Source organism: Spirillospora sp. CA-142024, assembly GCF_050942325.1.
In the GTDB taxonomy this organism is placed as follows: Bacteria; Actinomycetota; Actinomycetes; order Streptosporangiales; family Streptosporangiaceae; genus Spirillospora.
Window position 1 is genome coordinate 4,470,600 of record NZ_CP192077.1, and the last position, 13,175, is coordinate 4,483,774.

A 13,175-nucleotide genomic window follows, 5' to 3' on the forward strand; every position below is an offset into this window, starting at 1 on the left:
CCGTCACCGGGCGCGGCGCTGCGCGGTGTACTGCAGCGCCGCGAAACCGGCGACGACGATCGCCTGGAGCACGGCCCAGACGCCGCCGGCGGTGTTCAGCGAGAACCAGCCCAGGGCCACCGCGACGACGCTCAGGATCGTCCACAGCAGGTTCGCCTCCACCACCGCGGTCACGGCGTGGCGGTGGGGGCGGGCCGGTACCGAGATCGCCCACACTGCGGCGGCGTAGACCAGCAGGAACGCACCGAGCACCCGTCCGGGGCCGGCGTCCAGGCCGAGCAGGTCGTCGACCGGGCCCGCGAGCGCCAGGTAGGCGAGGCCGTTGACACCGGTGACGACGGAGTCGAGGCGCAGCGCGAGGCGGAGCAGGCGGCGGCCGTCGGCGAGCAGGCCCTTCTGGGTGATGGAACGGGTCGCGGTCATCGAAGTCCCTCTCTCTTCGTCGATGACCTCGACGCTACGGACGCCGCGGTGGCCGGGCGATTACGCCTGAGGTAGGGCGGCGCCCGCGCGAGTACACAAAGTGTCCCGGGCCCGGCTGTCACCTCTGCGAGGGGTGAAGGAAGCTCGTAGGTGGCAAGAATGGTCAGGAGATGTGGACAAGGAGGTCCCAGTGGTCGTGCTGCGCAGTTATGTGTCGGGTTCATGGCGTGCCCCGGAGGACGAGGGGGCGCCGCTGCACGATGCCGTCACAGGGGAGGAGGTCGCGAGGATCTCTTCGGCAGGGGTCGATATGGGAGCCGCCCTTGAGTACGGCAGGGCCGTCGGCGGCCCGGTGCTGAGGGAGCTGACGTTCCACCAGCGCGCGGCCCTGCTGAAAGCCCTCGCGTCCGATCTGAGAGAGCATCGCGAGGAGTTGTACGCCCTGTCGGCGCGGACGGGCGCGACGCTCGGCGATTCGAAGTTCGACGTGGACGGCGGCATCGGCGTCCTGTTCGGCTATGCGAGCAAGGGCAAGCGGGAGCTGCCGAACGACCGGGTGCTGGTCGAGGGGAACGTCGAGCCGCTCGGGAAGGGCGGGACGTTCGTCGGCCAGCACCTGTGCACGCCGTCGCACGGCGTCGCGGTGCAGATCAACGCGTTCAACTTCCCGGTGTGGGGTCCGCTGGAGAAGCTCGCCCCCGCGTTCCTCGCCGGGGTGCCGACCCTGATCAAGCCGGCGAGCCAGACCGCCTTCCTGACGGCCCGGCTGGTCGAGCTGATCGTCGAGTCGGGGATCCTGCCCGAGGGCACGGTCCAGATGGTCTGCGGCGACCCGCGCGACCTCCTCGACCACCTCACCGAGCAGGACATCGTCGGGTTCACCGGATCGGCGTCGACGGCCCGGCTGCTGCGCACGCATCCGGTGATCGTGGGGAACGCCGTCCGGTTCAACGCCGAGGCCGACTCGCTGAACTGCTCCGTCCTCGGGCCGGACGCGACGCCCGGCACGAAGGAGTTCGACCTCTTCGTCAAGCAGCTGGTCGCGGAGATGACCGTGAAGGCGGGGCAGAAGTGCACGGCGATCCGCCGGGCGCTCGTCCCGTCGGCGCTGATCGACGACGTCACCGAGGCCGTCCGCGAGCGGCTGTCGAAGGTGACGGTCGGCGACCCGGCCGACCCGGACGTGCGGATGGGCGCCCTCGCCACCCTCGACCAGCGCGAGGAGGTGCGGCGCTCCCTCAAGGCCCTCATGGACGCGGGACGCGTCGTGTACGGCGACCCCGAGCACGTCGAGGTCGTCGGCGCGGACGCCGAGCGCGGCGCGTTCATCTCCCCGGTCCTGCTGCGCGCCGACGACCCCGGACGCGCCGAGCCGCACGAGGTGGAGGCGTTCGGGCCGGTCAGCACGCTGCTGCCGTACGACGGCGCCGAGCAGGCCGTCGAGCTGGCGGTGCGGGGGCGCGGCAGCCTGGCCGGCTCCATCGTGACCGCGGACGCCGGGTTCGCCCGCGACGTCGTCCTCGGCACCGCGCCCTGGCACGGCCGCCTGCTGGTGCTCAACAGCGAGGACGCCAAGGAGTCGACCGGGCACGGGTCGCCGCTGCCGCCGCTCGTCCACGGCGGTCCCGGGCGCGCCGGCGGCGGCGAGGAGATGGGCGGGATGCGCGGCGTCGTGCACCACATGCGGCGCACCGCCGTCCAGGCCGGGCCGGCGATGCTCACCTCGATCACCGGGCGCTGGGTCCCCGGCACCGACCGGACGGTCACCGACGAGCACCCGTTCCGCAAGCACCTGGAGGACCTGCGCGTCGGCGACACCGCCGTCGGCGGCCCCCGCACCGTCACCCTCGGCGACGTGGAGCATTTCGCCGAGTTCACCGGCGACACGTTCTACGCCCACATGGACGAGGACGCCGCCAAGGCCAACCCGTTCTTCGGCGGGCGCGTCGCCCACGGCTACCTCGTCGTGTCGTTCGCGGCCGGCCTGTTCGTGGACCCCGCGCCCGGGCCCGTCCTGGCGAACTACGGCCTGGAGAACCTGCGGTTCCTCACGCCGGTCAAGCCGGGCGACGAGCTGACGGTCACACTGACCGCCAAGCAGATCACGCCGCGCGAGGGCGCCGACTACGGCGAGGTCCGCTGGGACACCGACGTCACGAACCAGGAAGGGGCGTCGGTCGCCAAGTACGACGTGCTCACGCTGGTGGCGAAGAGGCCTAGGCACGACTGATGATGTAGGAGAGGCGTCTGCGGGGGAGACGGTCACGTTCAGCGCTGAACGGGGTGCGCCCATGATCAGTCCCCTGCACATCCAGACGGTGCGCGAGGTCGTGCGCACCGGCTCGTTCGCGGACGCGGCCCGCAACCTCGGGTACACCGCGTCCGCCGTCTCCCAGCAGATCGCCGCGCTGGAACGCGCCTGCGGCCTGGTGCTGTTCGAGCGCCGGGCCCGCAGCGTGCGGCCGACCAGCGCCGCGTTCCTCATGGTCAGCAAGGGCAACGACGTGCTGTCGGCTCTCGACACCCTGGAACGCGAGCTGCGCACGGTCGCCAGCGGCGAGCGCGGCGCGCTGCAGCTCGGCAGCTTCCCGACCGCCAGCGCCCGCATCCTGCCGCGGGTGCTGGCGGAGCTGTCCCGGATCCGCCCCGGCATCGACATCACGCTGTCGGAGGGCGAGCCGGACGAGCTGCTGCCCGAGCTGCTCGACGGCGATCTCGACCTCCAGCTCGTCTACCGGTACGACCTGTTCCCGCGCACCTGGCCCGACCAGATCGTGGAGACACCGGTGATGGACGAGAACCTGGTGCTGTGCGTGCCGGAGGAGCATCCCCTCGCCGCCGGACGCACGGTCAGGCTGCGTGACCTGCGGTCGGAGACGTGGATCGCGAGCCGCCCCGAGAGCTCGGGCGCGCAGGCCCTGCTGCGGCTGTGCAGCACCGCCGGGTTCACCCCCAACATCGCGTTCCGCAGCAACGACTACGCCGTGGTGTGCGGTCTGGTCGGGTGCGGTCTCGGCATCGCGCTCGTCCCGGCGCTCGGCTGCGTGCCCGCGCCGGGGCTGAAGATGCTCCGGCTCAGCCGCCGCAGCCCGCAGCGGCACGTCACGGTGCTGCGCCGCACCAGCAACACCAACCCGCTCGTCAAGGACGCGATGCGCGGCCTCAGCGAGGTCGCCCGCTGCGTGCAGGCGGAGATCAGCGGCGCAACCGGCCCTTGAGCTCCATCGCGGCCCGGACGCGTTCCTGCGCCAGCGCGACCGCGGCCCGGTGCGTCGTCGTGCCCTGCGCGCGGGCCGCGTCGAGGACCTTCTCCGTGTTCTCCCGCATCTTCGCCGAGACCGCCGCGAACACCGCGTCCGGGTCGGGACGGAACGCCGAGTAGCGGGCGTCCATCGCGAAACCCGCCGCGACGACGCCGCCCGCGTTCGCGACGAAGTCCGGCACGACCGTCACGCCGCGCTCGGCGAGCACGCGCTGCGCCCCCGGCCCGGTGGGCAGGTTCGCGCCCTCCACCACGATCTTCGCCCGGACGTTCGCGGCCACCTTCTCGTCGATGACGTCCTGCAGCGCGGCGGGGACGAGGACGTCCGCCGGGACGAGCAGCTCCGCCCCCGCCTCCAGGAGCCTTCCGCCGTACTCCGTCACGGCGGCGTCGCCCGCCTCGGCGCGCAGGTCGAGGAGCCGTCCGACGTCGAGGCCGTCGGGGTCGTGCAGCGCTCCGTGGACGGTCGAGACGGCCACGATGACCGCGCCCAGCTCGGCCAGGCGCCGGGCCGCCGCGTGCCCGACCGCCCCGAACCCCTGCACCGCGACCCGCGCGCCCCGCAGGGACGTCCCGGCGTGCCGCGCCGCGGCGTCGGCGGCCTCCGCGACCCCGTGGCCGGTCACGCCCAGCTCGTCGTACGGCATCCCGCCGAGGGCGTGCGGGGTTCCGACGGCCGCGCCCCGGTCGTCCAGCTCGTCCTGGACGATCGCCGCGTCCCGCTCGGACAGCCCCATGTCGAGGCCCGCGACGTACCGGCGGGGGATCTCCTGCGACAGCGCCCGGACGAACGACCGCAGGATCGCCTCCCGGTCCGGCGACCCGGGATCGGCCATGATCCCGGCCTTCGCGCCGCCGAAGAACAGGTCGACGCCCGCCCACTTGTAGGTCATGACCCGCGCGAGGCGCGCCACCTCCGCGACCGTCACCGACGGGCTCATCCGCATGCCGCCCTTGCCCATGCCGCGGGCGGTGTTGTCGATGACGAGGACGCCGCGCATCCCGGTCCGGGTGTCGGAGACGCAGACGACCCGTTCGGGGCCCCACTCGTCCATCAGCGCGAGCACGTCAGACACAGTTGATCTCCGGGCGGAGGACGTCGCCGGCGAAACGCGCGGCGTGCAGGGGAGCGATGTCGGTGAACGGGACGCGGCCGAGGTACAGGTCGCGGACGACCTCGCCGACGGCCGGGCCCTGCAGGAAGCCGTGCCCGGAGAAGCCCGTCGCGTACAGGAACCGGGACACGTCCCCGTCCTCGCCGATGAGGGCGTTGTGGTCCGGCGTGACCTCGTACAGGCCCGCCCAGCCGCCGGTCAGGCCCACGTCGAGGAGCCGGGGCGCGCGGGCCCCGATCGCGTCGGTGAGCCGGGGGAGCCACGCGTCCGAGCGGTTCAGGAGGAAGCCCGGACGCTCGTCCGGGTCGGACATGCCGAGCATCAGGCCCGCGCCTTCGGCGTGGAAGTAGAACGACGTCGTGAAGTCGATCGTCATCGGCACGGGGCGGGGGAGGTCCGGGATCGGCTCGGTGAAGACGATCTGGCGCCGCAGCGGCTCCACCGGGAGGTCGACGCCCGCCATCGCGCCGACCGCCGCCGACCAGGGCCCGGCCGCGCAGACGACGGCGGACGTCCGGATGCTGCCCTGCGACGTCCGGACGGCCACGATCTCGCCGCCGTCCGTCTCGATGCCGGTGACCTCGCAGCGGGTCCGGATGGCGGCACCGTGCCGCCGCGCGCCGGTCGCGTACCCGAGGACGACCGACTCGGGCGTGCAGTGCCCGTCGTCGGGGGAGAACGCGGCGGCCAGCAGCCCGTCCGCGTCGATCAGCGGGGACAGCCGGCGCGCCTCGGCCACCGAGATCATCCGGCTCGGCACGCCCAGCTCGTTCTGCAGGGCCACGCTCGCCTCGAACGACGCGACGTCCTCCGGCCGCGACAGCAGGAACAGGTACCCGACCTGGTGCAGGTCGATCTCCTGGCCGGGGCGGTCCGGGAACCGCGTGAACGCCTCCAGGCTGCGGGCGCCGAGCCGGATGTTGACCTCGTCGGAGAACTGGGCGCGTACGCCGCCGGCGGCCTTGCATGTCGACCCGGAGCCGAGTTCGTCCCGTTCGAGGAGGACCACGCGCCGGACCCCGGCCTCGGCGAGATGGAACGCGATGCTCGTCCCCATGACGCCGCCGCCGATGACGACGACCTCCGCCTCGCTCTCCACGCGTCCCCCTACAGCCGGAAGCCCAGGTCGGGGCTGATCTCCAGGACGTCCATCTGCGCCTTCTGCAGCCTTCCCGAGGTGTCCCAGTTCATCGACTGCCAGCGGGTGAACTGGTCCAGCACCCACATGCCCGACTGGCGGCTGCCGTTCCCCGAGCGTCCGTTCCCGCCGAACGGCAGGTGCGCCTCCGCGCCGGACGTGGAGTTGTTCACGCTCACCATCCCCGCCGATATCCGCCGCCGGAACGCGAAGACCTTCGCCGGGTCGGTGGTGTAGATCGACGCCGACAGGCCGTAGCCGGGGGCGTTGGCGAGGGCGATCGCCTCGTCCATCGTCCGGTACGAGGCGACCCCGATGATCGGGCCGAACGTCTCGTTCATGAACAGCTCGTCGCCCGGGCCGACCCCGTCCACGATCACCGGGTGGTAGAACAGCCCCGCCGCGGGGTCCCCGGCGAAGCCCTCGCGCGGGTCCGCGGCGGTGATCCGGCCGGTCGCGGTCGACCCGTGCACGGTGTGGCCGGGCCCGATCCAGCCGAGGACCTTCTCGAACCCGTCCGCGAACCGCTCGCTGATCAGCGGGCCGAACAGGACGTCGCCCGCCGGGTCCCCGACGACGGCGGCGCGCGTCGCCTCGTCCAGCAGCCGGACGAACTCGCCGTGCACCGACTCGTGGACGATCGCCGTCCCGAGGGACGTGCAGCGCTGCCCGGCCGTCCCGAACCCCGAGAACAGGGCGCCCTCGACGGCGAGCGGCAGGTCCGCGTCCTCGGTGACGACCATCGGGTTCTTTCCGCCGAGCTCCAGGCACGGCGTCTGGAGGTGGCGGCCGCACAGCTCGCCGATCCGCGACCCGACCTCGGTGGAGCCGGTGAAGCCGACCTTGTCGACGAGCCCGTCGGCGAGGGCCTGCTCAAGGCCGCGGAACGTCTCCGGCCCGTCCGCGTACACGACGTTGAGGACGCCGTCCGGAAGGCCGGCGTGGGCGAAAAGCTCGTGGAACGCGTCGGCGCACGCCGCCGCGTACTCGGCGGGCTTCCACACCACGGTGTTCCCGCACAGCAGCGCCGGGACGATGTACCAGGACGGCACCGCGACCGGGAAGTTGCCCGCCGTGATGACGGTGACGACGCCGACCGGGTCCCGGAACGTGAACAGCTGCTTGTCGGGCATCTCGGACGGCACGGTCTGCCCGTACAGGCGCCGCCCCTCGCCGAGGAAGAACGCGCACGTGTCGGCGATCTCCTGGACCTCGCCGAGCGCCTCGGCGTACGGCTTGCCGACCTCCCGGGTGACGACGCGGGCGAGCGCCGCCTTGTTGGCCTCGACGAGCCGGCCGATCGCGGCGACGACCTGCCCGCGGACGGGCGCCGGGACGTCCCCCCAGGCGTCCTGCGCCGCGCGGGCGGCCCGGCAGGCCCGGACGAGGTCGCCGGCGTCCGCGAGGGACACCTCGGCGACCGTCTCGGACGTGCGGGACGGGTCGGTGGAACGGTACGAGCGCGGCCCCGCCGGGATCCGGGCGCCGCCGATGACGGAGGTGAGCACGGTTCCCAGCCTGAACGGACCACCGCGCCCGAGCCAAGATCGGGCAGAACACGGCTTCCTTACCGAGAGGCCAAGCCCGGCTGAGCCTCCCCGGGGGACGTCGTTAAGCGATCCTTGGCCAACTCCCAACCGGTTCGCGGCCTCCCGCGGCTTGGCCCGGCCGGTGGCCGCGACCGATGCTCGACAGGCGTCCCCGTTCCGTGCAGGAGCCCACATGGCCGAACCCGCCGACGTCCATTTCCTGGAGACGGCCGCGTCCCTCGAAGGGTCCGGCACGCCCGCCCCGCCCGGCGTGCTGAGCGACGAGCGCTGCCTGGAACTGTTCGACGCGCAGCTCGGCAGCCGGCATCTGGATCTCGCCGCCCGCCACCTTCAGGCCCAAGGCCACGGCTTCTACACGATCGGCTCCTCCGGCCATGAGGGGAACGCGGCGGTCGCCGCCGCGCTCCGCCCGGACGACCCGGCGCTCCTGCACTATCGGTCGGGCGCGTTCTTCCTGGAGCGCGCACGCCAGGTCCCTGGCCGGAATCCGCTGCGGGACGTGCTCCTCGGCCTGGTGGCGGCCGCCGAGGAACCCATCGCGGGCGGACGCCACAAGGTGTTCGGCAGCCATCCGCTGAACGTCATCCCGCAGACCTCCACGATCGCCTCGCACCTCCCGCGCGCGCTGGGCGTGGCCTTCGCGATCGAACGCGCCGCCCGGCTCGGCCTGGACTCGCCATGGCCGCGTGACGCCATCACCGTGTGCAGCTTCGGGGACGCATCCGCCAACCACTCCACGGCAACCGGCGCCATCAACGCGGCGATCAACTGCGGCTTCCAAGGCCTGCCCTTGCCGCTCCTGTTCGTCTGCGAGGACAACGGGATCGGCATCAGCGTCCGGACGGCGCTCGGCTGGATCCACGCCGCCTACGGGTCGCGCCCCGGGCTCGCCTACTTCCACGCGGACGGCTGCGACCTCGCCGACGCCCACGCCGTGTCGGCGCAGGCGGCCGAATGGGTTCGCGAACATCGCCGTCCCGCGTTCCTGCACCTGCGGACGGTCCGCCTGATGGGCCACGCCGGGTCCGACGTCGAATCGTCCTACCGGACCCCTGCGGAGGTGGCGTCCGACCTGGAGCGCGACCCCCTGCTACAGACCGCGCGCCTTCTCATCGACCGCGGGGCGGCGAAGGCCAAGGACGTCATCGACCTCTACGAGGCGAAACGCGCCGAGGTCATGGCCCTGGCCGACGAGATCGCCGGCGCCCCCCGCCTGTCGTCCGCCGCGGAGGTCATGGCGCCGCTCCGGTACACCGGGATCCGCGGGGGAGCGGAGCAGGCGGCCGGGGACGGGGTGACGATGGCGCAGGCGATCAACCGGACGCTCGGCGAACTGCTGGACGAACGCCCGGGAATGCTCGTCTTCGGCGAGGACGTGGCGCGCAAAGGGGGCGTCTACGGGGTCACGCGGGGGCTCATGAAGCGGTCCGGGGCGGCCCGGGTGTTCGACACGATCCTGGACGAGCAGTCGATCCTCGGTCTCGCGCTCGGGTTCGGGACGGCCGGGATGCTGCCCGTCCCGGAGATCCAGTACCTCGCCTACCTGCACAACGCCGCCGACCAGATCCGGGGCGAGGCGGCGACGCTGCCGTTCTTCTCCTCCGGGCGGTACCGCAACCCGATGGTCGTACGGATCGCCGGATACGCCTACCAGAAGGGCTTCGGCGGTCACTTCCACAACGACAACGCCGTGGCGGCGCTGCGGGACGTACCCGGGCTCGTCATCGCCTCACCGGCCCGTCCCGACGACGCGGCCGGGATGCTGCGCGCCTGCATGGACGCTGCGGAAGGGGAGGGCCGCGTCTGCGTCATGCTGGAGCCGATCGCGCTGTATCACGTGCGCGACCTGCACGAGGACGGTGACGGCGGCTGGCTCGCCCCGGCCGGGGGAAGGGTACCGATCGGGCTCGGCCGCACCTACGGTGACGGCGGCGATCTCACCATCGTCACGTTCGCCAACGGCCTGCGCATGAGCCTGCGGGCCGCCCGCCGCCTGGAGGCCAGGGGTGTCCGCTGCCGCGTGCTCGATCTGCGCTGGCTGGCCCCGATGCCCGTCGACGACCTGCTCCGCGAGGCCCGTGCCACCGGCGCCGTGCTGATCGCGGACGAGACCCGCCGCACCGGCGGCGTCTCCGAGGGCGTCCTGACCGCGCTCGCCGACGCCGGCTTCCAGGGACGGACGGCCAGGGTCGCCTGCGAGGACAGCTTCATCCCCCTCGGGGACGCCGCCTACCACGTCCTCCTGTCCGAGGACGCGATCGAAGAAGCGGCGCTGAAGCTCCTCACGTGGCCTCGATGACCGGGTCGCCGCCCAGGTAGGCGGCCTTCACCCGGTCGTCCTGGGCGAGCGCGGACGCCGCGCCGTCCAGGACGATCCGGCCGGTCTCCAGGACGTAGGCGCGGTCCGCGAGGCGGAGGGTCTGGTGGGCGTTCTGCTCGACGATCAGGATCGTGGTGCCCTGGTCGCGGATCTCCCGGACGACCCGGAGCACCTGCTGCGCCATCTGCGGCGCCAGCCCCATCGTCGGCTCGTCCAGCGCGAGGAGACGGGGCCGCAGCATCAGCGCCCGGCCGATCGCGAGCATCTGCTGCTCGCCGCCCGACAGCAGCCCGGCGAGCTGCCCGCGCCGCTCGCCGAGGCGCGGGAACATCTCGTAGACCTCCTCCCGGCGGGCCGCGACCGCGGCCCGGTCCCGGCGCCGCAGATAGCCGCCGAGCAGCAGGTTCTCGGCGACGTTCAGCGCCGGGAACACGCGCCGGCCCTCCGGGACGTGCCCGAGCCCGGCCGCGACGATCCTGTGCGCGGCGAGCCGGGTGATGTCGCGGCCGTCGAACTCGACCCGCCCGGACCGGGCCCGGTGCAGGCCCGTGACCGTCCGGAGCGTGGTGGTCTTGCCGGCGCCGTTGCTGCCGAGCAGCGCGACGATCTCGCCCTCCCGGGCCTCGAACGAGATCCCGGACAGCGCCTCGACCTGCCCGTACCGGCTGTGCAGGTCCGTCACCCGCAGGAGCGTCACCTGAGCACCTCCGTGACGAGGTCGGTCTCGGGGTCGTCCGGGACGCCGAGATAGGCGGCGATGACCCGCTGGTCCTCCTGGATCTCGGCGGGCGGGCCCACCGCGATCGTCCGCCCGTACTCCAGCACGGTCACCCGGTCGGAGATCGACATGACCAGCGCGACGTCGTGCTCGATCAGCACCACGGCGGTGCCGAGCGCGCTGATCCGGGCGATCAGCTCCATCAGCGCCCGCTTCTCGGTCGGGTTCGCGCCCGCCGCGGGCTCGTCCAGCAGCAGGACGCGCGGGTCCCCGGCGAGCGCCCGCGCGATCTCCAGCCGGCGCCGGTCGCCGTAGGAGAGCCCGCCCGCCGGGCGGTCCGCCATGCCGAGGAGGCCGGCGAAGTCCAGGCAGCGGCGCACCGTGTCGAGGTCCGCGCGGGACAGCGGCCGCAGCAGGCCCCGGTCCCGCGCGAACCGGCCGACGAGGACGTTCTCCGCGACGGTCATCTCGTCGAACAGCCGGATGCTCTGGAACGTGCGGGCGAGCCCGGCGGCGGCGACCCGGTGCGGCGCCAGCCCGCGCACGTTCCGCCCGGCGAGCACGATGGTCCCGGCCGACGGCGGGATCATCCCGGTGATGCAGTTGAACGCGGTGGTCTTGCCCGCGCCGTTCGGGCCGATCACGCTGACGACCTGCCCGGCGTCCGCGCGGAGCCCGAGCCCGTCCACGGCGGTGACGCCGCCGAACGTCCTGGCCAGGCCGTCCACCTCCAGCAGCGTCCCCGCGGCGGCCGGGAGCTCCGGCGCGGGGCCCGCCGTCGCGGGGAGCCGGAGGCGGCGCGGCCGGTACGGCCACACGCCCTGCGGCCGCAGGATCACGATCAGGATGAGCAGCAGCGCGAAGAACAGCCCCCGGTACTCCTGGACGGTCCGCAGCACCTCCGGCAGCGCGACGATCACGACGGCGCCGATCAGCACGCCCGGCCGGCTGCCCATCCCGCCGATGATCACCACGAGCAGGATCATCAGCGAGGTCAGGAACGTGAAGCTGGACGGGTCGACGGTGCCGAGCTGCGCGGCGTTCAGCGGGCCCGCGACCGCTCCGACCACCGCGCCGAGCACGTACGCGAGCAGCTTCACCCGCCGCGCCGGGACGCCGACCGCCTCGGCCGCGGTGTCGTCGGACCGGATGGCCCGCCACGCGTAGGCGAGCCGCGACCGGGCGAGCAGCGCCGTCGCGGCCAGCACGACGACGAAGAAGGCGAGCGCCAGGTGGAAGAAGTCCTTGGGCGTGACGATCTCCCGGCCGCCGACCGTCACCGGCGGGATCCCCGTCAGCCCGTTCGGGCCGCCGGTCACCTCCAGGTTCACCACGGTGATCCGGATGATCTCGCCGAAGCCGAGCGTGACGATGGCGAGGTAGTCGCTGCGCAGCCGCAGCGTCGGATACCCGATCACGACCCCGGCGACCCCGGCGGCCGCCACCGCCACCGGCAGCGTCGGCCAGAACCCCCACTCCAGCTTCAGCATCAGCAGGCCGGACGTGTAGGCGCCGATGGCGAAGAACGCCGCGAACCCGAGGTCCAGCAGCCCTGCGTACCCGACGACGATGTTGATGCCGAGCCCGAGGATCGCGTAGATCAGGATCGTCCCGGCGACGGTCAGCGCGTAGTCGTCGAGGGTCTGCCCGGCCACCAGCGCCACCACGACGAGCAGCGGCCAGCCGCCGTACCGGACGGCGGTCTCCCCGCGCGCGAGCCTCTGCCCGCCCAACGGCGCGCCCTTCATGCCCGCTCCACGACACGCTCGCCGAACAGGCCGGTGGGTCTCAGCGCCAGCACCGCGATGAGCAGCCCGAAGATGATGACGTCCGTCCAGCGGGACGAGACGTACCCGGCGGAGAACGACTGGACGAGGCCGATGCACACGCCCGCGACCATCGTCCCCGGCAGGTTCCCGATGCCGCCGAGCACCGCCGCCGTGAACGCGCGCAGCCCGATGAGGAATCCCATGCCGAAGCTGATCTGCACGTAGTAGAGCCCGTACATGACCCCGGCCGCGCCCGCCAGCATCGAGCCGATGAAGAAGGTCGTCAGGATCAGCCGTTCGACGTTGATGCCCTGCAGCCGGGCGGCGTCGCGGTCCATCGCGAGGGCGCGCATCGCCGTGCCGGTCACGGTGCGGGTGACGAACAGCCAGAGCCCCGCCATCAGCGCCACCGACAGCACGACCAGCGTGAGCTGGCCCCAGGTGACGTGGACGGCGCCGCTGAAGATCCGGCCGCCGTCCAGCGCGTTCGGATACGACTTGAACCGGGCGTCGGTGAGCACCTTCACGCCCTCCTCCAGCGCCAGCGAGACCCCGATCGCCGCGATGAGCAGCGCGAGGCGCGGGGACGACAGCAGCGGCACGTAGGCGGCCTTCGCGATCCCGGTGCCGACGACGCCGGTGGCCAGGGCGCCGACCACCACGGCGGCGATGATGGCAGGCAGCGCCATCCCGCCGGTCGCGCCGAGCGTGGTCAGCGTCCCGAACCCGGCGAACGCCCCGATCATGAAGATGTCGCCGTGCGCGAAGTTGATCAGCCGGACCACGCCGTAGATCATCGAGTAGCCGAGCGCGATCAGCGCGAGGAACGCCCCGATCGTCAGGCCGTTCACGAGGTACTGGACGAATTCGCTCATCGGGC

General features: G+C 72.9%; 10 protein-coding genes. 3 read left to right on the forward strand and 7 right to left on the reverse strand.

The features are described 5' to 3' along the window. Window positions 1-3: 3 nt before the first annotated feature. Entirely contained in the window at window positions 4-423 is a 420-nt protein-coding gene (locus ACQPZP_RS21500; RefSeq protein WP_433479386.1) for a hypothetical protein, read from the reverse strand. Window positions 424-595: 172 nt separating this feature from the next. On the opposite strand from ACQPZP_RS21500, the gene paaZ reads away from it, so the two are divergent. Together paaZ and ACQPZP_RS21510 are read left to right on the forward strand one after the other, a co-directional pair. Further along, window positions 596-2,653, forward strand: a complete 2,058-nt coding sequence (gene paaZ, locus ACQPZP_RS21505; RefSeq protein ID WP_433479387.1) for a phenylacetic acid degradation bifunctional protein PaaZ — start codon at window positions 596-598, stop codon at window positions 2,651-2,653. Window positions 2,654-2,714: 61 nt separating this feature from the next. Continuing rightward, window positions 2,715-3,641: a LysR family transcriptional regulator gene (locus tag ACQPZP_RS21510; protein ID WP_433479388.1), complete on the forward strand. Its 927-nt coding sequence runs from the start codon at window positions 2,715-2,717 to the stop codon at window positions 3,639-3,641. On the opposite strand, the gene ACQPZP_RS21515 is transcribed toward ACQPZP_RS21510, so the two are convergent. From ACQPZP_RS21515 to ACQPZP_RS21525, 3 genes are read right to left on the reverse strand one after another with little or no spacing between them, the layout of a single operon-like run. Further along, on the reverse strand, window positions 3,619-4,761 hold the full coding sequence (locus ACQPZP_RS21515) for a Glu/Leu/Phe/Val family dehydrogenase (protein ID WP_433479389.1): 1,143 nt from the start codon (window positions 4,759-4,761) through the stop codon (window positions 3,619-3,621). The two genes, ACQPZP_RS21510 and ACQPZP_RS21515, sit on opposite strands and share 23 nt — an antisense overlap. Beyond that, complete coding sequence (locus ACQPZP_RS21520; protein ID WP_433479390.1) at window positions 4,754-5,899, reverse strand: NAD(P)/FAD-dependent oxidoreductase; 1,146 nt, start codon at window positions 5,897-5,899, stop codon at window positions 4,754-4,756. The genes ACQPZP_RS21515 and ACQPZP_RS21520 overlap by 8 nt, the downstream gene beginning before the upstream one ends. A gap of 8 nt (window positions 5,900-5,907) precedes the next feature. Beyond that, entirely contained in the window at window positions 5,908-7,446 is a 1,539-nt protein-coding gene (locus tag ACQPZP_RS21525) for an aldehyde dehydrogenase family protein (protein ID WP_433479391.1), read from the reverse strand. Window positions 7,447-7,660: 214 nt separating this feature from the next. Between ACQPZP_RS21525 and ACQPZP_RS21530 the strand changes: the two genes are divergently transcribed. After that, on the forward strand, window positions 7,661-9,787 hold the full coding sequence (locus ACQPZP_RS21530) for a thiamine pyrophosphate-dependent enzyme (RefSeq protein WP_433479392.1): 2,127 nt from the start codon (window positions 7,661-7,663) through the stop codon (window positions 9,785-9,787). Here ACQPZP_RS21530 and ACQPZP_RS21535 read toward each other — a convergent pair. The 3 genes from ACQPZP_RS21535 to ACQPZP_RS21545 are packed head-to-tail and all read right to left on the reverse strand — an operon-like array spanning window position 9,771 to window position 13,170. Further along, window positions 9,771-10,505 carry an ABC transporter ATP-binding protein gene (locus tag ACQPZP_RS21535; RefSeq protein WP_433479393.1) on the reverse strand — a complete coding sequence of 245 codons (735 nt, stop codon included), beginning with the start codon at window positions 10,503-10,505 and terminating at the stop codon, window positions 9,771-9,773. The genes ACQPZP_RS21530 and ACQPZP_RS21535 overlap by 17 nt on opposite strands. Beyond that, window positions 10,502-12,274, reverse strand: coding sequence for a branched-chain amino acid ABC transporter ATP-binding protein/permease (locus tag ACQPZP_RS21540; protein WP_433479394.1), 1,773 nt, complete (start codon window positions 12,272-12,274; stop codon window positions 10,502-10,504). The genes ACQPZP_RS21535 and ACQPZP_RS21540 overlap by 4 nt, the downstream gene beginning before the upstream one ends. Further along, the gene (locus ACQPZP_RS21545; RefSeq protein ID WP_433479395.1) at window positions 12,271-13,170 is read right to left on the reverse strand and encodes a branched-chain amino acid ABC transporter permease; all 900 of its coding nucleotides are present in this window, start codon (window positions 13,168-13,170) and stop codon (window positions 12,271-12,273) included. Before ACQPZP_RS21545 ends, ACQPZP_RS21540 begins: the two co-directional genes overlap by 4 nt. Window positions 13,171-13,175 lie beyond the last annotated feature (5 nt).

Excerpts from the sequence above, each read along its gene's own strand:
- ACQPZP_RS21545 (WP_433479395.1), bottom strand. The coding sequence starts at position 13,170 with ATGAGCGAATTCGTCCAGTACCTCGTGAACGGCCTGACGATCGGGGCG.
- ACQPZP_RS21530 (WP_433479392.1), top strand. The coding sequence starts at position 7,661 with ATGGCCGAACCCGCCGACGTCCATTTCCTGGAGACGGCCGCGTCCCTC.
- ACQPZP_RS21510 (WP_433479388.1), top strand. The coding sequence starts at position 2,715 with ATGATCAGTCCCCTGCACATCCAGACGGTGCGCGAGGTCGTGCGCACC.
- ACQPZP_RS21540 (WP_433479394.1), bottom strand. The coding sequence starts at position 12,274 with ATGAAGGGCGCGCCGTTGGGCGGGCAGAGGCTCGCGCGCGGGGAGACC.
- ACQPZP_RS21500 (WP_433479386.1), bottom strand. The coding sequence starts at position 423 with ATGACCGCGACCCGTTCCATCACCCAGAAGGGCCTGCTCGCCGACGGC.